Genomic DNA, 18638 nt, shown 5'->3' with positions numbered 1-18638 from the left:
GAGGCGCCCGGCGATGTGACAAATGGTCGTTGAGGCTGTTTCACGTCTGTCATACGAGGACACCGCCGTCCCCGGATTGGGGGTGTCGGGGTGGGTCTGTTCCGGTCGTTGGTGGACGAGGGCGCCAGGCCCCGCGTGTTCCGGCGTAACGAGACCATTTGCTCGCCGTTGCGGCCCGCCAACCGGGTTTACCTCATCGACTACGGCTACGCCCGCGAATACACCCCCGCGGGCGAGCGCGAGGCCATCCACGACCTGCGCGGCGACGGCGACCTCATCGGCGAGCTGGCCTTCTGGAACCCGGCCGAGCGCGCCAAGGTCGACGCGCTGACCGAGGTGCGGGCCTGGCCCATCGACATGCGCCGGCTGCGCGAGCACGCCGCCGCCAGCCCGGCCGTGGCCACGGCGATGGTGCAGGAGCTGTTCGCCAGGAACGTGGCCGCCCGCAGGCACGAGTCGCTGGCCCGCGCCACCGTCGGCGCCCGGCTGGCCGTCTGGCTGCTGCACCTGGACGAGCGTTACGCGCTGGCCTCGGAGTCGGCGCCGCCGCTGTCCATGGAGACGCTGGCCGACCTCGTGGGCAGCTCCCCCGACGTGGTGCAGCGCCAGCTCATGCAGTGGGTCCAGCGGGGCTGGCTGGTACGGCCCGGCTACCGGCGGCTGCGCATCGAGGACCCGTCCGCGCTGCGCGCCCTGGCGGGCGGCTGGGAGCACCTGTCCCAGCCGTGGCAGGGGCGGGTGACGCCGTTCCTGACCAGGCCGGGGGCGCTCGCGGAGCCGCTGCCCGTCGGCGAGGTGCCGAAGCCGCGCCAGCTCCCCGCCGACGTGCCCGACTTCACCGGGCGGCAGCAGAGCCTGGACCTGCTCACCGCCTGGCTGGAACGGCCCAGGCGGACGAACACCATGATCGTTCAGGGACTGCCTGGTGTGGGCAAGACCGCGCTGGTGACGCACTGGGGGCACCTGCACGCCGACCGGTTCCCCGACGGGCAGATCGTGATCGACCTGCGCGGGCAGTCGCCGAGCCAGCCGCCGATGTCGCCGGCCGAGGCGCTGGGGCAGATCCTGCGCTCGCTCGGGGTCGGCGAGCACATGCCCGCCGACGACGAGGCCGAGCTGACGCTGCTCTATCGCAGCCGGATCGCCGGGCGCAGGCTGCTGCTCATCCTCGACAACGCCGCCGACCCGGCGCAGGTGCGGGCGCTGCTGCCGGGCGGCAAGGACTGCGTGGTGCTGGTGACCAGCCGCACGCGGATGGCGCCGCTGCGGGCCACCGGGCACGCCGACCTCATGGACCTGCCGGTGCTGGACCCGGGCAACGCGGTGGCGCTGCTGGTGGCCGTACTCGGGGAGCACTCGCCGCGGGCCGCCGACCGGGACGCGCTGGCCGAGCTGGCCAGGGTGTGCTCGTACCACCCTTTCGCGCTGCGGATCTCGGCGGCCAAGCTGGCCGAGAACCCCGGGCTGAGCGTGCAGCACCGGGTCCAGGAGCTGCGCAGGCCGGGCACGCTCCTGGTGGGCGATCCGGAGGAGGCGTTCAGGTCGGCGCTCGACCTGGCGTACGAGTCGCTGAGCCCGGGGCAGCGGCGGGCGTTCCGGCACGTGGGGCTGCTGCCGGGCCGGGACTTCACCCCCGAGGTGCTGGCCGCGGCGCTCGGCGCCCCGGTCGGCGAGGCCGTGGCGGCGGTGGAGGGGCTGCACCGGGCGTACCTGGTCGAACCGCTGGCCGGGCCGCGCTACCGGGTGCACGACCTGGTCAAGCGGCTGGCCAGAGAGCTGGGCAGGCACGCCGAGGCCGGCGTGCGGGAGGCCAGGGCGCGGCTGCTCGACCACTACCTGGCGGTGGCGACCGACCCCGCGACGGCGCCCGAGTGGTTCGAGGCCGAGCGGCGCTCGCTGGTCTCGGCCGTGCGGCTGGCCGAGGAGAGCGGCGCCCAGGGGATGGCCTGGCGGCTGGCCGAGGCCGTGTTCGAGCCGTTCAGGAAGCTGCGTTACAACGAGATCAACCTGGAGATCCAGCAGGCCGGGCTGACCTCGGCGACGCAGGTGAGCAACCGGCGGGCCATCGCGCGCATGCGCAGCAACCTGGGCTCCATCCACCGGGACATCGGGCCCTCGACGCTCGCGGCGAGGTTCATCGGGGAGGCGCTGGAGGAGTTCGCCTCGCTCGGCGACGCGGAGGGACAGGCCCGCGCGCTCAACGACCTGGCCGAGGTGCACGGCATCGCGGGTCACAACGAGGAGGCGCTGAAGTGCGCGGGCGAGGCGCTCGACCTCTACCGCGAGATCGGCGACCTGGCCGGGGTGGCGAGCTGCCTGCACACCATCTCGCAGCTGCACGTGACCCAGGAGCGGTACGAGCCGGCGCTGCAGCACGCGGGCCAGGCCCTGGAGGTACGGGAGGAGCTCGGCGACCGCAGGGGCACCGCGCAGAGCCTGATCATCCTGGCCACGGTGCAGCGGAACCTGGGCGAGCCGAACGCGGCGCTGTCCGAGGGCCTGGAGGCGCTGTCGATCTGCCACGAGCTGGGCGACGAGCACGCCGAGGCCGAGACGCTGCTCTGCCTGGCCGAGATCTACGACCTGCTGCGGCTGCCGCACGACGCGCAGCGGGACGCCGAGCGGGCCCTGGCCGGGTACACGGCGACGGGCGACCAGCACGGCTGCGGGCGCGCCCTGTGCGCGCTCGGCCGGATCGCGCGCAACGGCTCCCGGTACGACGAGGCCCTCGCCTACTACGAGCAGGCGCTGGCCGTGCAGGTGGAGCTCCACCACGAGCAGGGCAAGGCGGAGACGCTCGGGGACATCGGGCTGGTGCACTGGCGGCTGTCCGACTACCTGCGGGCCGACGACTACCTCAACCAGGCGCTGACGATCAGCCGGGTGATCCGCGACGAGCCGGTGGAGGCCCGCATGCTCAACCGGCTCGCCAGGGTGCGGCGGCGGCAGGGGCTGCCGCACGTGGCGTTCGTGTACGCGCTCGAAGCCCTGGACATCGTGCAGGGCCTGGGGAACCGGCGGGCCGAGGCGGACGTGCAGGAGACGATGGCGAACACGTACCTGTCGCTGGGGCAGCACCGGCCCGCGCTGCGGGCGGCCAAGGCGTCGCTGGCGATCAGGGAGGAGCTGCGGGACAACCGGGCCAGCGCGCTGCTGTCGATGGCGCAGGCGCTGCACACGGCGGGCAAGCCGCAGGAGGCGCTGAAGCTCGCGTGGGAGACGGTCGAGCTGCAGAACGAGACCGGCACCAAGGACCGGTGGGCGGCGGCGCTCACGACGCTGGCCATGGTGCTGCTGGACCTGGATCTGGCCGAGGAGGCGCTGGTCTACGCGCGGCAGGCCAGGGACGTCCATCTGGAGTGCGGGACCAGGCGGGATCTGGGGTGCGCGCTGCGGGCGCTGGGGCTGATCTCGGCCAGGCTGGGGAACCGGGGCCCGGCCGGCGGGCATCTGCGGGAGGCGCTGCGGCTGCTGGAGGAGGTGGGGGACGTCTTCGAGGTACGGCGGGTGTCGGAGGATCTTCGCGAGCTGGGGGCCAGCCTCACACCCTGAAATGTCGCTAAAAGTCGTGAAATCTCGGGTGTGAGGTCGCAGATCTTCTCCGGAAATTTCCGTTAGCTGGTGCGACCAGCTACTCCAACGGGGGTGATCCGGATGCTCAAGAACCATCTGCGTCGAGACCTTCAGTGGCTCAAACGCCAGGCGCGCAAGGACAGGCGGATCACTGTGGTCCTGCTCACCGGCGTGCCGGCCGCCTGGGCACGCCAGCTCCCGCCGCCGGACCTCATGGACGGGTCCCCGATCCTGCTGGCGCTCTCGCTGGGGCTGCTCGGCGGGTCGGGGGCGGCCTGGGTGATGTCGGCGTACTTCGTCACCAGGTCCCTCAAGGCGCGCAGGGAGCCGGCGGAGGAGCTCCGGTGGATCTCCAGGATCAGCCGGGGCAAGGAGTGGGCCTTCTGCGCGCTGAGCGCCTATGTGGCCTGGCACCTGCTGCAGTTCGTCACCGCGGTGGTGCTGGGCTGATCCGGACGACGGCGGGGCGCCACCCTTGGATTGGGGCCGGGTGGCGCCCCGCCGTCATGCCCGTGGATTGGGGCCGGGTGGCGCCCCGCCGTCACGCCCGGCCCAGCCGGGCCTCCTCCAGCGCCTTGACGTGGATGCCGGAGTCCGCGAGGGCGAACTGCACGATCTCCGCCGTGTCCAGCTCGGCCAGGCCGAGGTCGGCGTCGGCGTGGGCGTCGCACCACTCGACGATCCGGCGGGGGTTCGCGAGCGGGCCGGCGAAGTGGACGAGGCTGACGTACCAGCGGTCGCGTACGCGTCCGTGCTCCAGGTCCCGCACGCCGCGGGCGGCCATCGCGCGGGCGAACCGCTCCCACAGCCTGGCCAGCGTGTCGTCCTCGGGGTGGCCGCAGACCAGGACGCCGCCGGGATGGGGGCTCACGCCCGCCAGCCGTATCCGTGCGGGCCGGACGCCCCGCGCGGCCTCGGCCAGGGCGTCCCGGTAGACCGCGCGGAGCGGGTCGCCGGCCGGGATCCGGTCGCGGTAGGGCTCCAGGGACCTGAGCGTGACGTGCAGGGTCCGCCGGCCGTGCACCCAGTGTCCCGGCGCCTCTATGGTCCCGGCCAGCGCCGCCAGCCGGTCCAGCACCTCGCCCGAGGGGCGGAGCACGGCCGCCGCTCCCCACCGCCGCGCGCCCTCCACCATGGGACTGTCGTGGGTCGCCCGGCCCGCCAGCAGCGCCGCCCGCCCCTTGATCTGAAAGTCGGCGAAATCGGACATCCGTGCAGTATGCCTGATCACGCCATACTGTCGCGGTGGAAACGTGGTGCGAGAGGTGGCTCGGGGCGGTCCCGGTCCGGGAGCTCTTCCGGGCGGGACACCTGTCGGCGGTCCGGGGGCTGGAGCTGTCGGACGGGCGCCGGCCCGGGAGAAGGCGGCTCGGTGCGAGATAGAGCCGGGCTCAGGCGGGAAGTGGCAGGTGGACGGCAGTCGCGGGCGGGGGCCCTTGAGCGGGCCGTCGCCGGCAGAAAGGTGGGGCACGTGTCCGGCGATCTGGTCGTTCCTGACGCCGCTCGTGGAGTGGTGGTGTTCGCGCACGGCAGCGGCAGCAGCCGGCTCAGCCCGCGCAACCGTTACGTGGCCGCGGCGCTCAACCAGGCGGGGCTGGGCACGCTGCTGTTCGACCTGCTCACGCCCGCCGAGGAGGCCGACAGGGCGAACGTCTTCGACATCGGGCTCCTGGCCGAGCGGCTGCTGGAACGTACGGAACGGCTGCGCGGGCAGGAGGAGGCGGCGGGGCTGCCCATCGGCTACTTCGGGGCCAGCACCGGCGCGGCGGCGGCGCTGTGGGCGGCGGCCGAGCCGGACAACGCGATCTCCGCGATCGTCTCGCGCGGCGGCCGGCCCGACCTGGCGGGGCCTCGACTCGCGGCGGTACGCGCGCCTACGCTGCTCATCGTGGGCGGCCGGGACCCGATCGTGGTGAAGCTGAACGAGGAGGCTCGGCAGCGCCTGCGCGCCGAGAGCCGGATCACGGTGGTGCCCGGGGCGACCCACCTGTTCGAGGAGCCCGGCGCGCTGGAGGCCGTGGCCGGGCACGCCAGAGACTGGTTCACGACCCATTTCATGGGGCCGGGATGAGCGGGACGCCCAGGTTCAGGTGGTCGACCGTCTGCCTGGAGGCGCTCGACGAGCCCGCGCCGGCCGCCTTCTACCGCGACCTGCGCGCGGGCCTATCGGCACTGTGAGGTCACACTGGGATGGTGGCCAGGCTCCTGCCGTCGAAGGTCTCTACCGTGAAGTGGTTCAGCTCCGACTCCGGGAGGCTGGTGCCGCCGTGCAGCAGCAGGGGGTCGGGGGACCCGGGCACGCCGTACCCCTTGTCGGGGACGCCCCAGCTCGCCACCACCTCGGAGCGGCCGTCGTTGCCCACGGCCAGGAGGCGGCACTGCAGCGGGCCCTTGACGCCCTTGAGCTCCAGCGCGACGTGGCTGCCCCATCCCTTGTCCTCCAGGCCGACGAGGGCGGACACGCCGGTGGCCTTGTCGGTGGCGGAGTAGGTGTGGCCGGTCATGAGGAGCGCGCGGGCCGGGCTGTGGATGCTGTCGGGGTTCGGGCCGCTGGTCAGCGAGCTGACCGCGAGGAAGACGCCGGCCGCGACGAGCACGCTGGCGGCGGCGGACATGAACGTGCGGTGCAGGCGCCGGCGGCGGCGTTCGACGGCCGCGCGGTGCACCAGGAGGGATTCGACCTCGGGTTCGGGCGGGTTGGGCAGGAGGTCGTCCGGGTGGACGGTCTTGATCAGCTCCCCCATCGCCGCGAACCCCCCGGCCTCTGCCGAGCAGCTCGGGCAACCCCGCAGGTGGCGCTCGAACTCGGCCTTCTCCTCCCCGCTGAGCAGGCCGAGCGCGTACGCCGCGACGTCCTCGTGACGCACCTCGTTCATGGCCGCGTCACCCCCCTTTCGGCGTGACGCGGCTCCCTCATGAGCGCGTCACCCCCCTCGCGGTGGCTTTCGTAGTGACGCGCCTCCCACGTCATGGCAACGTCACCCCCCTTTCGCTGTGACTCTTGTCGTGACGCGCCTCCCACGTCATGGCAGCGTCACCCCCCTTTCCTCCAGCGCCACGCGTAACGCGCGCATGGCGTAGTACACGCGGGACTTCACGGTGCCCACGGGCACCCCGATCGTCTCCGCCGCCTCCTGGAGCGAGCGGTCCAGGAGGAACGTCTCCGTGAGCACCTGGCGATGGGCCGGCGACAGCGACATCATCGCGTCGGTCACGACGATCTCGCGCAGCAGCCGCTCGTCCTCGGCGGCCACCGCGTTGACGCGTTCCGGCACGTCCTCGACGGTGTCGAGCGGGCGCGAGCCGGAGCGGCGCCGGTTGTCGATGACGACGCGGCGGGCCACCGTCGCCAGCCAGGGCATCAGAGAACCGGACTCGGTACGCAGGTCGGGGAGGTTGCGCCAGGCGCGCACCAGAGTCTCCTGCACGACGTCCTCGGCCCAGCGCCGATCGCCACCCGTCAACCGGACGGCGAAGGCCATCAGGGGGGCGCCGTATTCGCGGTACAGGGCTCGGACCATGGCCTCATCGGTCACGCGGTGATTCACCCGCGACTCCTCGCACTGCGGATACCAGGGAATATCCCGCCGATATTGGAACCCTCACTCTAGCCACCCAAGGGGGCCAGGTGATGGCACTTTGCCCTTCTCACCGCACCACAGGATTTACCGGCTAAATCATGCTTTGCCCACGGGCGGCGCGCCGGCAGCCGGTGACTCAGCGATCTTCGGGCACGGCGGTGAACAGCTCGTAGCTGTGACCGTTGGGATCGCGCACGTAGACGCCCCGGCCGCCCGCCAGGTGGTTGATGGCACGGTCCCAGCCGTTCATGGGGCCGGAGCCGTAGTCGATCGCCGGGTCCTTCCCGAGCCGCTCCATGACCGCGTCGAAGGTGGCGTCGTCGACCAGGAAGGCGTAGTGGCCGGGGTGGGGCTCGCGGCGGTCGTCGAAGTCGAGCGTGAGGTCGTCGTTGACGCCGACGGGCGCGAACGGCCCGGCGGGCGGGCCGACCCGCAGCCCCAGCAGGTCGGCGAAGAACGTGGCCGCCGCCTCGCGGTCGGCGGCGGGGACGATCAGGTGGTTCATGACGATGGCCATGACGGCATCCCTTCCGAGAAGTTGCATGCGAATCGCACATAATCATACGTGCGATTCGCATGCAAGCTGCCGTAGGGTGAGGGTATGAGCGAAGATCCCGACGGGGGGCCGGCGCTGTTCCGCCTGGTGCGCTTCTGGTCCCGCCGGTGGGCCGGGCGGGCGTCGGAAGAGCTGACCGGGGAGCTGCGTCACGTGCAGCACATCCTGGTGGTGGAGGCCGTGCACACGACCGCGCGCGCCGGCGGGGGCGCGCCCGAGCCGCCCACGGTGGGCACCGTCGCGCACCAGCTCGGGCTCGATCATTCGGGCGCCAGCCGCATGGTCAGGGACACCGTCGAGGCGGGCTACCTCGCCCGCGACACCTCCGAGCGCGACCGGCGCCGCGCCTCCCTGCGGCTCACCGAGAGCGGGCACGCGCTGCTGGCCGGGTCCAGGCAGTGGCAGCGCCGGGCCTTCGAGGAGCTGACCGCCTCCTGGGACGAACCTGACCGGCGGCAGTTCGCGACCTACCTGCGACGGCTGGCGGACGACCTCGGCGCCTGAGCCTCTGGCCGGCTCAGGCGCCGCCCGGCTCCAGCAGCCGATCGAGCCTGAGACCGAGGTCGATCATCTCGCAGCGCAGCGAGTCGATCTTCCCGAGCAGGTCCGACCGAACGGTCTTGAAGTTCTGGTTCATCTGCAGGCGGAGGCCGGCGACCTCCACGATCAGAGCCTCGAAGTCCTGGCTCACCTCGGTGCGGACGTCCGCGATCTCGGCCCTCAGCTCGGCGGCGTCGATCGACGCCTGCGTGACGTGGGGCGGCAGGTCCCGCCGATGGGGGCCGGACTGGGCAGGGACGATGTCGTTGTGCCGGGGGCGTCGGTCAAGGCTGCCGTCGGAGCGCAGGGTCGCTTCGAGAGCTTCCACCCGGAGCTTCAGGTCGAGGATCTCCGCCTCTACGTTCACGCACTCCTACCTTCGCTGCGGTCGGAAGGATCCCGTCCTGGGCGGCCGGGGCCCTGCTTCGTGTGAGCACATGATGGCAAGCCGTTCATGATCAGGGGCGATCGATCGTTGAAGCGGGTACGGTTTTTTCCCCGCCGGCAGGTGTGCTGTCCTCCCGAGACGTGCAGATTCGACCCCGTTCGCAACGGTGATGCCGGAATGGTGACGGCCATCGCATGGACGCTCCCGCGAAAGAGCCACGTTTCACGTTCGCGGAGAACTGGCGATGGCCGCACGCAACAGTCTGCTGTCCGGCCGATCCCCGGTGAAGGCTCACCGTGACCGGTGACTCCTACTTGTTGGGCCCGCACCGCATGACCGTACTTTCGGCCGGTGTGGCGGGCGGGTGGCGGCTCCTGGCCTGGGCGGCCTGCGCAACCGGGTCGAGATCGTCGCCTGGGCCTGGGAGCGCCGCCTGGTGGACTGAGCCGTCACAGATCGGCCGGACGGCCCTCGGCCAGGGCCCGGAGCTCCCTGCGCGACGGGAGGCCCAGCTTGCGCAGCGCGCTGGCGATGTGGCTCTCCACCGTCCGCCTCGACAGGAACAGCTCGGTGGCGATCTCCTGGTTCGTCTTCCCCTCCGCCGCCAGCAGCGCCACCTCCCGCTCCCGTGACGACAGCGTCTGCCCGTGGGACGGCCGTCCGCCCCGCCACGGATAGGGGATCGGCACCCCGTTCTGCCGCATGATCCGGGTGATCCGGGCGATGTCCCGGTCGGCCCCCATCGCCGCGTACAGGCGCAGCGCCGCTTCGAGCAGGGGCCCGCCGTCGCCCGTGCCGCGTTCGCAGCGCCACCGGCCCAGGCGCTCACCGGCCTGGGCCTCCTCGTAACGCAGCCCGGCCTCCTGGAGGGTGGCGAGCGCCGCGTCGAGCAGCCGGTCGGCCTCCGGCGGGTCCTGGGAGACGACGGCGCGGGCGGTCAGCAGCGCCGCCCGTGCGATCGGGGCGTCGGCGCCTTCGAGGCCCGCGCTCAGCTCGTCCACGAGCTCCACGGTCCCGGATGTCCGGCCGAGCGCGTCCACCAGGCACAGGACGGTCTCCGCGCCCCACACCCAGTTGCCCTTGGCCCGTACGAGGGAGAGCGCGGCGGTGGCGTGTGCGGCGGCGCCGGCGACGTCGTCCAGGGTCAGCAGGAGGCGGGACAGCGTCATCTTGGCGGGGATGAGCGGCCACACGGCGCCGACCCGCTCGGCGACGGCGATCACCTCGCCCAGGCACGCCACGGCCTCCTCGGCCGGGCCCGTCGCCGCCAGCAGCGCGCCGCGCAGCAGCCCCGCCTCCATCGACGCGGCCGGGAAGGCGGCCGTCCCCGAAACCGGGGAGGCGGCCCAGCCCGGCGCGCCGCCCAGGCGGCGGACCCGGGCCTCCAGGCCCTCCCACCGCCCCGCCGCCCGATCGACCGCGGCCGTGACCAGCTCCACGACCTCGGCCACCCGCAGGTACTCGGCCTGGTCCGCCACCCGGCGACCCTCCGCCAGCAGGGCCTCGGCGCGCTCCAGCCGCCCGATGTGCAGCGCGCCCTGGGCCCAGTTGAGGCAGGCGCGGGCGTGCTCCCGGGGCACGCCGCGGAGCCGGTCGTCGCGCAGCAGGTCGTCGATGAGCCGCAGGCTCTCCGGGTCCCCCTGCTCCAGCAGCAGGGACGCCCGCGCGATGCGTACCGCGATGTCCACGTCGGGGTCCCCGCTGCGGCGGGCGGCCCGCTCGGCCTCGTCGCACCTCGCGGCGTGCTCGCTCACGTGCCGGTCCACGACGGTCTCGGGCGCGGCGAGCACCGCCAGCGCGCGCCCCAGCAGCGCGGGCCGGTCGCCGAGGTCGCCGACCGCGCGTTCGATCTGCAGGTGGCCGGCCCGCGCCTCCCCCTGCTGGCGCAGCAGCCGGCCGAGCGCGAAGCGCAGCTCTCCGCGCAGGTGGGCCGGCAGCGGCTCGGTGGCGAGGAGGCGTTCGAGCATCGGTACGGCCTCCGCGTGGGCCAGGCCGTCCACCGCCACCCGGCCCAGCTTGACGGCCAGCCGCACCCGCGTCTCCCGGGGCAGCGAGCCGACCTCCAGCGCCTGGAGCAGGAAGCGGGCCGCCGTGGCGTCGTCCCCGTGGGACAGGGCGGTGCCGGCGGCGGCCTCCGCGTTCGCCACGAACTCCTCGGTGCGGCCCGCGAGCCGGAAGTGGTGGGCGAGCCGGGCCACCGGCCTGGGATCCGGCCCGGCCTCCAGGGCCTGCGCGGTCCTGAGATGCAGCCACCGCCGCTCCGGCGCGGTCACGAACTCGTACACGATCTGCCGCGCCAGCGCGTGCCTGAACCGGGACCGCCCGTCCTCCTCGTGCAGCAGCCCCACGGCCTGCGCCGACGCGAGGGCCTTGACGATCTCCAGGGGGCCGCGGCCGGTGACCTCCGCGAGCAACCGGTCGTCGGGCGTCGTGCCGATGACCGCGGCGGCCCCGAGGATCTCCCGCGCGGGGCCGTCGAGGGAGGACAGGCGCTGCAGCACGACGTCGCGCAGGACGGTGGGTACGGCCAGGGCGGCCAGGACGTCGGGGCGGCCGGGGATCTCACCGGCGGGCAGGTGCTCGAGCAGCGTGCGGAGCACCTCCTCGACGACGAACGGGATGCCGCCGGTCTTCTCGTAGAGCAGGGCGGCGAACGTGCCGGGGAGCTCGGCCTTCAGGATGCTCCGCGCGAGCTCCTCGACCTCGGGCGGGCTGAGCGGCGTGAGACGGACCACCCGCGCCGGGCCGGACGGCGCGCGGGCGAACGCCTCGCGGATCGGCAGCGCCCCCGACCCGGTGCGGACCGTGAGGATCACCGAGACGTCGCGGGGCTGGTGGGCGGCCAGGAAGGCGAGGAAGTCGTGCGTGCCGCCGTCGGCCCAGTGCACGTCCTCCAGCACGAGCACCAGCGGGCTGAGGTGGTCGAGCAGGGCCACGGCCGCCCTGAACACCCGGTGCCGCTCGGCCCGCTGGTCCGGTAACGGGGGCAGCGGCGGCGGCAGGCGCTCGGCGAGCTCGGGGAGGAGCGGCGCGAGCGCCCCCACGACCGGGCTGACCGGCCGGGACGTGGTGAGGTCGCCCGCCAGGCGGAAGGCGTCGAGCAGCGGGGACAGCGGCAGGGGCTCCTGGAGCTGCTCGCACTGCCCCACGAGCCGGCGCGCGCCGGACGCGGCGAGCAGCTCCCCCACCAGGCGGCTCTTCCCGATACCCGCCTCCCCCTCGATGAGGGCGAGCGAGGGCGGAGCGGCGATGACGGTACGGAGGAGCGCGAGCTCGGAGCGCCGCCCGATGAGCACGTCGGAGAGGGAACCCGAGGGGGCGACGAGGGGCATGCGGACAACCCCCTACCTGCCGATATATCAGAGAAAAACAGGCTACCGGATCTCCATCTCGCGATAGGTGCCGCCCAAAAATCCGTATGCGGTACGGATGTCCCTCTCGTCCGTCCTCATTAGCGTCGGCGATCGTTCCGCGTGATCAGCGGGCGATGCACAGAGGGGCGACGATGGACCTGTCCGAACCTACGCGTGGCCGCCGCTTACTCGTAGCGGCGACCGCGCTGATCGCGGTGGCCTGGCCGGGCGCGGCCGAGGCGCAGACCGCGCCCGAAGAGCAGAAGACCTACATCGTGCAGATGTCGGCGGACCCCGTCGCCACGTACGAGGGCGACGTGGCCGGGCTGTCCACCACCAAACCGGCGCAGGGCGAGAAGATCGACCCGGGCTCGGCCGACGTGACGAAGTACGTGGACCACCTGCGCGGCCGGCACGACGCCGCGCTCAAGAAGGTCGGCGGCGGCCGGAAGCTCTACGAGTACGTCTACTCGTACGGCGGCTTCGCGGCCGAACTGACCGGCTCCCAGGCCAGGGAGCTGCGGGCGATGCCCGACGTCGTGGCCGTGACCGAGGACAGGAAGGTGACGGTCCAGACGTCCTCGACGCCGCACTTCCTGGGCCTCGACACCCGCGGCGGCCTCTGGGACCGGCTCGGCGGCCCCACCGGCGGCAAGCACGGCAAGGGCGCCGGCGACGGCCTGGTCATCGGCGTGATCGACACCGGTGTCACGCCGACCGCCAAGAGCTTCGCCAACCCCGACGGCAGCGGCAAGCCGTACAAGCCGATCCGCGGCTTCCACGGCGCGTGCCCGCAGGCGAGCCCGGCGGTGTGCAACGGCAAGGTGGTCGCGGCCCGGCACTTCGACGCGGCATGGGGCGGCGACGCCGGCGTGAAGGAACTGCTGCCGTGGGAGTTCACCTCGCCGGTCGACTACAACGGGCACGGCACGCACACGGCCTCGACGGCGGCCGGCAACCACGCCGTGCCCGCGACGGGGCCGGCGGCGGCGTTCGGCGCGATCAGCGGCATCGCGCCGCGCGCGCGGGTGGCCGTCTACAAGGCGCTCTGGTCGGCGCAGGACTCCTCGACGGCCAACGGCTACTACTCCGACCTCGTCGCCGCCGTCGACCAGGCGGTCGCGGACGGCGTGGACGTCATCAACTACTCGGTCTCGGGCACGAGCACGGACTTCCTCGACCCGGCCGAGATGGCGTTCCTGGCGGCCGCGCAGGCCGGCATCTTCGTCTCCGCCTCCGCCGGCAACGACGGCCCCGCCGCCTCCACCGTCAACCACCCCTCCCCGTGGGTGACCACGGTGGCGGCGGGCACGCACAACCGCGGCACGCAGGGGTCGGCGACGCTCGGGAACGGCACGGCGTACAGCGGGGCCTCGCTGGCGGCGGCCAAGGCCGGCCCGGCGCCGCTCGTCGATGCCACGGCGGCAGGGCTGCCCGGCGCCGACCCGACCATGGTGGCGCAGTGCTACGCGGCCAGGAACAACGGCGGCAAACCGGTCCTCGACCCCGCCAAGGTGCAGGGCAAGATCGTCATCTGCGACCGCGGGGTGACGCCGCGCGTCGACAAGAGCCTGGCCGTGGCCGAGGCGGGCGGCGTCGGCACGATCCTCGTGAACGTCGACGAGAACTCGCTCAACGCCGACTTCCACCCGATCCCCACCGTGCACCTCGCGGTGAAGGACCGGCAGGCGGTCAAGGACTACGCCGCCGCGGGCGGCGCGACGGCCACGGTCGACCAGGCGAAGATCACCGACGACGTCCCGGCGCCGTACCTGGCCGCGTTCTCCTCCAGGGGCCCGCTCAGCGCGGGCGGCGGTGACCTGATCAAGCCCGACCTGACCGCTCCCGGGCAGGACATCCTGGCCGCGACGGCGCCGCCGGGCAACAACGGGGCCGAGTTCGGCCTGTCCAGCGGGACGTCCATGTCCGCTCCGCACGTCGCCGGGCTCGCCGCGCTGCTGAAGGACCTGCACCCGGGCTGGTCGCCCATGGCCGTCAAGTCGGCCCTGATGACCAGCGGCACCGACGTCCTGGACGGGCCCGGCACGGACCCGAAGGTGATCTTCGGTCAGGGCGCCGGCCACGTGGCCCCGAACAGCGCCGCCGACCCCGGCCTGGTCTACGACAGCGGGGTGAAGGACTGGGCGGCGTTCCTCTGCGGGACGACCCAGGGCATCGACCCGAAGGTGTGCGACGCGCTGAAGAAGAAGGGGTACTCGCTGGACCCCAGCGACTTCAACGGCCCGTCGATCTCGGTCGGCCGGCTGCCCGGCACGCAGACCGTGACGCGCTCGGTGACCAACGTCGGCCGCTCGACCGCCACGTACACGGCCTCCACCGCCGGGCTGGCCGGGATCACGGCCAAGGTCACGCCGAGCCGGCTCACGGTGCGGCCGGGGCAGACGAAGTCGTTCACGGTCACGTTCACGCGGACCACGGCCCCGATGAACGCCTACACGGGCGGGCAGCTCACCTGGAAGGACGGGCGGCACAGCGTACGCGTGCCGGTCCTGGTCCGGCCGGTGCCCGAGAGCTGGTCGGCCACGTACGGGGCCGCGGGCGGCTCCGACTCCGCCGAGTTCATCGCGCTGGCCCCCAAGGGTGAGCGGGTGTACGTGACGGGCGCCAGCTTCGGGACGTCCCCCGGCGCGCTCAGCCCGAGCATCGCCACCGTCGCCTACGACGCGGCCACCGGCGCCCGGCTGTGGAGCAAGGGCTACAAGGGCCCCGCGGGGACCTACGACGAACCGGCGGCTATCGCGATCAGCCCCGACGGGAGCAAGCTCTTCGTCACCGGCATCAGCGCGGGCACCGACACCGGCAACGACGCCGTCACCATCGCGTACGACACCGCCTCGGGCGCGCAGCTGTGGGCCGCCCGGCACACCGGAACCGGCAACCTGTCGGACTTCGCCAACGCGGTCGCGGTCAGCCCGGACGGGAAGAGCGTCTACGCCACCGGCATGAGCACGCTGGCCGAGGGCGGCAAGGACGACTACTTCATCGTCGCGTACAACGCGGACAGCGGAGAGCGCACCTGGCTGCGGTACTACGACGGGCCCGGGGCCGGCACCGACGACGCGAGGGAGATCGAGGTGACCCCGGACGGGTCCAAGCTCTTCGTCACCGGCCAGAGCCAGGGCGTCTCCGGCACGGGCTTCTCCGACTGGGGCACCGTGGCCTACGACACGGCCACCGGCGACCAGCTCTGGACCGCCCGGCACAACGGCCCCGCCAACGGGATGGACATCCCCTCCGGCATGGCCGTGGACGGCAAGGCCGTCTACGTCACCGGGTCCAGCGAGGGCCGGGGCACGCAGACCGACCTGGCCACGGTCGCCTACGACGTGGCCACCGGGAAGGAGCTCTGGACGGACCGCTACGACGGGCCGGCCCACGGCAGCGACACCCCGCACGCCATCACCCTCGCCGCCGGCAAGGTGTACGTGACGGGCAACACGGAGGGCGAGGGCACGAGGTCCGACTTCACCACGATCGCCTACGACCCGGGCACGGGTCAGCGCGCGTGGGTGCAGCGGCGCGACGGGCAGGCGAAGGGCGAGGACTACGCCTGGGACGTCGCGGCCACCCCGGACGGCTCCAGGGTCGTCATCACGGGCGAGAGCGCCGATGACGAGGCTGGAGGCAGCGACTACGTGACGGTCGCGTACGACTCGGCCACCGGCCAGGAAGTGTGGACGGGGCGCTACGACGGGGCGGCCGGGGCGTCGGACCGCTCGCACGCCCTGGCCGTGGACGCGGCGGCCGGCATCCGCATCTTCGTCACCGGGGCCACGGCCACGGCGGGGAGCGCGATGGGCTCGTACGAGATCGACTTCGGCACGGTCGCCTACTTCAACCCCTGGAAGAAGCCCTGACCCTCGCGCCTGCCGGGCTGATCCCCACCCGGGAGGAGCGGGAGACGATGGCGAAGTCGGCCCCCTAGAACGCGTTGACGACGCGGCTCAACGTGGTGTTCAGCTCGGCGAGGCCGTCCTCGCCGAGCAGGACCGCCAGGCGCCGCTCGACGTCGTCGATCGCGGCGTAGCCGACCCGCAGCGCCTCGTCGCCGCGCTCGGTGAACTCGATGAGCTTGGCGCGGCGGTCGGCCGGATCGGGCACCCTGCGCAGGTAGCCCAGCTCCTCCAGGTCGTCGACCAGCGCCCCCATCGCCTGCGGGGTCATCTGCGCCTTCTCCGCGAGCCTGCCCAGCCGGATGCCGTCGTGCTCCATGTGGAAGAACACCGCCGAGTGCGCGGGCCGGATGCGGGCGTCATACGTCCTGCCCGCGTCGAGCACGACGTCCTGCAGCCGCAGGTACGCCTCGTAGAGCAGGGCTATGACGTGCGGTGGATGCGTGGCGGCCAAGGCTCTTCTCCAATTGCTCAGGAAGCCTTATATTAAAGCCACCTTAGCAATTGGGGGTTGCGATGAACCAGGAAGACATCTGGGCCGCCCTCGAGATCGAGCGACGCGGCGTGGCCGACCTGCTCGGCTCGCTGTCCGCGGACGACTGGGAGCGGCCGTCGCTCTGCGCGGGCTGGCGGGTCCGCGACGTGGCCGCCCACCTCGCGCTGGCCACCAGGGTGAGCCTCCCGCGGGCGATGGTGGACTTCGTCCGGGCGCGCGGGAGCTTCGATCGCTTCGTCCGCGACACGGCGATCCGCCACGCCAGGCTGCCGGTCGGCGAGATCGTCGCGCAGGTGCGCGAGTCGGCCACCTCGCACCGCAGGGCGCCGTCGACCAAACCGCTCGACCCGCTCTTCGACGTGCTGGTCCACGCCCAGGACATCGCCGTGCCGCTCGGCCTCGACCGGGCCATGCCGCCGGAGGCGGCCCGCGCCTGCGCCACCCACATCTGGGAGCGCGGGTTCCCCTTCCACCCGCAGCGGCGCCTGCGCGGCCTCCGGCTCGTGGCCACGGACGTGGACTGGTCGGCGGGCGAAGGGGACGTGGTCGAGGGGCCCGTACAGGCGCTGCTCCTGCTGCTCAGCGGGCGGCCGGCCGCGCTGACCGGCCTGCGAGGAGCTACGGACGCAGCTCGGGCGGGAATCCGGTCCACCTGAGCTCGGGCGGCAGGTGTGCCATGTCGTTGTAGAAGAGCAGCGCGGACGGGCGGTCCGGCGCGTACCGGATGACGGTCAGGGCGGCGTTGCAGTGGTTGAGCCCGAGCCAGCGCCAGCCGGGGGCGTCCAGCGCGGCGCGGACGAGCCAGCCGATCAGGAAGTTGTGCGTGACGACGAGCTCGTGGCGCTCCTCCTCCACCGGCCCCGTGAACAGCTCCTCGGCCTGGCGCACGAGCTTCGCGCCGCCGTCCGCCGGGAACTGGCCGAGGAAGCCCAGGAACCGGTCCGCGTGCTCCGGGGGCAGCTCGCTCCTCGCCGGCACGTACGGGAGGTAGTCGCCGGCCGCCTCCGAGACGCGCACGGGCACGCCGGGAAGGTGCTCGGCGATCAGGCGCGCGGTCTGGGCGGCCCTCGGGAGCGGGCCGTGGTGGACGGCGGAGAGGGGGACGTCCTTCAGCCGCTCGCCGAGCAGCGCGGCCTGGCGGCGGCCGTTCGCGCTCAGACCGGTCTCGTCCGGCGTCGCCTCTCCGTGGCGGGCGAGGTAGAGGTAGCGAGTCATCGGGCTCCAGTTGTTGACCTCGGACACACGTCATGGGCATCGTAGGGCGGGTGGCCGGCGATGAGACGCGCGACGGGGTGTCGCTCACCAACCTCAACCAGCCCCTCTTCGACGGGGCGGGTGCGACCAAGCGCGACCTGGTCGACTATCTCGACGCGGTCGGCGACCGGATCATCCCGGTCCTGCGCGACCGGGCGCTCTCGGTCATCCGCGTACGGCCGGGGCAGGAGCCGTTCGTGCAGAAGAACCTGCCCAAGTACGCCCCCGAATGGGTGCGGTCGGTCTCCGTGTGGGCCGAGGCGTCGCGCAGGCAGGTGACGTACGCGCTCTGCAACGAACGCAGGACGCTGCTCTGGTTCGCCAACCAGCGGGCGGTGGAATATCACCCGGGGCTGTTCGTGGGCTCTCATCCCACCCACATGATCCTCGACCTCGACCCGCCGGACGGCAGCGACTCCTTCGAGCTGGCCGTGCGCGGGGCCTTCCTGGTGCGCCAGGCCCTGGACGACGCCGGGCTGACGGGCGCGGTCAAGACCAGCGGGGCCAAGGGCGTGCACGTGTTCGTGCCCGTGGCCGAGGGAACCGGCGTGGAGGACCTGGCCGCGGCCACGCGCGCGCTGGCGGCCCGCGCCGAGCGGGTGGACCCGGCGCTGGCCACCACGGCGTTCATCCGCGAGGACCGCGCGGGCAAGGTGTTCATCGACTCGACCAGGGCGGGCGGGGCCACGGTGGCGGCCGCGTACAGCCCTCGCATCCGTCCCGGCGCGCCGGTGTCGTTCCCCGTGGCGTGGGAGTCGCTCGATCAGGTCGTGCCCGCGGACTTCACCGTCCACACGGCCGCCGCGCTGCTCAAGGACGCCGACCCGTGGGCCGAGTCCATGCCCGAGCCGCAGCGGCTGCCCGCCGACCTGGTCGAAGAGGGGCACACGATCCCGGTCGCCCGCGTACAGGCGATGCACGAGGGCAAGCGGCGCGCCCGCGCCCGCCGCTCATCTTCGTGATTTGTCCGGATATTGACGCAC

General features: G+C 73.0%; 15 protein-coding genes. 7 read left to right on the top strand and 8 right to left on the bottom strand.

Annotated elements, in window-relative coordinates:
- Nucleotides 1–90: 90 nt before the first annotated feature.
- Both ACIBQ1_RS55255 and ACIBQ1_RS55250 read left to right on the top strand, forming a co-directional pair.
- Nucleotides 91–3552, top strand: coding sequence for a tetratricopeptide repeat protein (locus ACIBQ1_RS55255; RefSeq protein ID WP_397290927.1), 3462 nt, complete (start codon nt 91–93; stop codon nt 3550–3552).
- Between the two features lie 102 nt (nt 3553–3654).
- On the top strand, nt 3655–4023 hold the full coding sequence (locus ACIBQ1_RS55250) for a hypothetical protein (protein WP_397290925.1): 369 nt from the start codon (nt 3655–3657) through the stop codon (nt 4021–4023).
- A 91-nt stretch (nt 4024–4114) separates the two neighbouring features.
- On the opposite strand, the gene ACIBQ1_RS55245 is transcribed toward ACIBQ1_RS55250, so the two are convergent.
- Nucleotides 4115–4783, bottom strand: a complete 669-nt coding sequence (locus ACIBQ1_RS55245; protein ID WP_397290923.1) for a 2'-5' RNA ligase family protein — start codon at nt 4781–4783, stop codon at nt 4115–4117.
- Nucleotides 4784–5044: 261 nt separating this feature from the next.
- Here ACIBQ1_RS55245 and ACIBQ1_RS55240 point away from each other — a divergent pair, with 261 nt between their 5' ends.
- Nucleotides 5045–5644 carry a dienelactone hydrolase family protein gene (locus tag ACIBQ1_RS55240; protein ID WP_397290921.1) on the top strand — a complete coding sequence of 200 codons (600 nt, stop codon included), beginning with the start codon at nt 5045–5047 and terminating at the stop codon, nt 5642–5644.
- 109 nt (nt 5645–5753) lie between these two features.
- Here the strand turns inward: ACIBQ1_RS55240 and ACIBQ1_RS55235 are convergent, their stop codons facing one another.
- The 3 genes from ACIBQ1_RS55235 to ACIBQ1_RS55225 form a co-directional block, all read right to left on the bottom strand.
- Complete coding sequence (locus tag ACIBQ1_RS55235; RefSeq protein WP_397290919.1) at nt 5754–6449, bottom strand: zf-HC2 domain-containing protein; 696 nt, start codon at nt 6447–6449, stop codon at nt 5754–5756.
- 147 nt (nt 6450–6596) lie between these two features.
- On the bottom strand, nt 6597–7094 hold the full coding sequence (locus ACIBQ1_RS55230) for a sigma-70 family RNA polymerase sigma factor (RefSeq protein ID WP_397291041.1): 498 nt from the start codon (nt 7092–7094) through the stop codon (nt 6597–6599).
- A 196-nt stretch (nt 7095–7290) separates the two neighbouring features.
- Nucleotides 7291–7671 carry a VOC family protein gene (locus ACIBQ1_RS55225; protein ID WP_397290917.1) on the bottom strand — a complete coding sequence of 127 codons (381 nt, stop codon included), beginning with the start codon at nt 7669–7671 and terminating at the stop codon, nt 7291–7293.
- Nucleotides 7672–7755: 84 nt separating this feature from the next.
- Between ACIBQ1_RS55225 and ACIBQ1_RS55220 the strand changes: the two genes are divergently transcribed.
- Entirely contained in the window at nt 7756–8214 is a 459-nt protein-coding gene (locus tag ACIBQ1_RS55220; protein WP_397290915.1) for a MarR family winged helix-turn-helix transcriptional regulator, read from the top strand.
- Nucleotides 8215–8227: 13 nt separating this feature from the next.
- Here the strand turns inward: ACIBQ1_RS55220 and ACIBQ1_RS55215 are convergent, their stop codons facing one another.
- Together ACIBQ1_RS55215 and ACIBQ1_RS55210 are read right to left on the bottom strand one after the other, a co-directional pair.
- Nucleotides 8228–8617 (bottom strand): hypothetical protein, encoded by a 390-nt coding sequence (locus ACIBQ1_RS55215; protein WP_397290913.1) that lies wholly within the window; start codon nt 8615–8617, stop codon nt 8228–8230.
- Nucleotides 8618–9087: 470 nt separating this feature from the next.
- Entirely contained in the window at nt 9088–11970 is a 2883-nt protein-coding gene (locus ACIBQ1_RS55210) for a helix-turn-helix transcriptional regulator (RefSeq protein WP_397290911.1), read from the bottom strand.
- Between the two features lie 173 nt (nt 11971–12143).
- Between ACIBQ1_RS55210 and ACIBQ1_RS55205 the strand changes: the two genes are divergently transcribed.
- Nucleotides 12144–15869, top strand: a complete 3726-nt coding sequence (locus tag ACIBQ1_RS55205; RefSeq protein ID WP_397290909.1) for a S8 family serine peptidase — start codon at nt 12144–12146, stop codon at nt 15867–15869.
- Between the two features lie 64 nt (nt 15870–15933).
- Here ACIBQ1_RS55205 and ACIBQ1_RS55200 read toward each other — a convergent pair whose 3' ends face one another.
- Complete coding sequence (locus ACIBQ1_RS55200) at nt 15934–16359, bottom strand: MarR family winged helix-turn-helix transcriptional regulator (RefSeq protein WP_397290907.1); 426 nt, start codon at nt 16357–16359, stop codon at nt 15934–15936.
- A 62-nt stretch (nt 16360–16421) separates the two neighbouring features.
- On the opposite strand from ACIBQ1_RS55200, the gene ACIBQ1_RS55195 reads away from it, so the two are divergent.
- Entirely contained in the window at nt 16422–17057 is a 636-nt protein-coding gene (locus ACIBQ1_RS55195) for a maleylpyruvate isomerase family mycothiol-dependent enzyme (protein ID WP_397290905.1), read from the top strand.
- On the opposite strand, the gene ACIBQ1_RS55190 is transcribed toward ACIBQ1_RS55195, so the two are convergent.
- A complete protein-coding gene (locus tag ACIBQ1_RS55190) occupies nt 17020–17616 on the bottom strand; it encodes a histidine phosphatase family protein (protein WP_397290903.1) in 597 nt (198 codons plus the stop codon). The two genes, ACIBQ1_RS55195 and ACIBQ1_RS55190, sit on opposite strands and share 38 nt — an antisense overlap.
- Before the next feature lie 32 nt (nt 17617–17648).
- On the opposite strand from ACIBQ1_RS55190, the gene ACIBQ1_RS55185 reads away from it, so the two are divergent.
- Nucleotides 17649–18617, top strand: coding sequence for a DNA polymerase domain-containing protein (locus tag ACIBQ1_RS55185; protein WP_397290901.1), 969 nt, complete (start codon nt 17649–17651; stop codon nt 18615–18617).
- Nucleotides 18618–18638: the final 21 nt, after the last annotated feature.

Origin of the sequence: Nonomuraea sp. NPDC050153 (assembly GCF_044460125.1) — a bacterium.
Classification (GTDB): Bacteria; Actinomycetota; Actinomycetes; order Streptosporangiales; family Streptosporangiaceae; genus Nonomuraea.
This window is presented reverse-complemented; position numbering and strand designations above follow the sequence as displayed.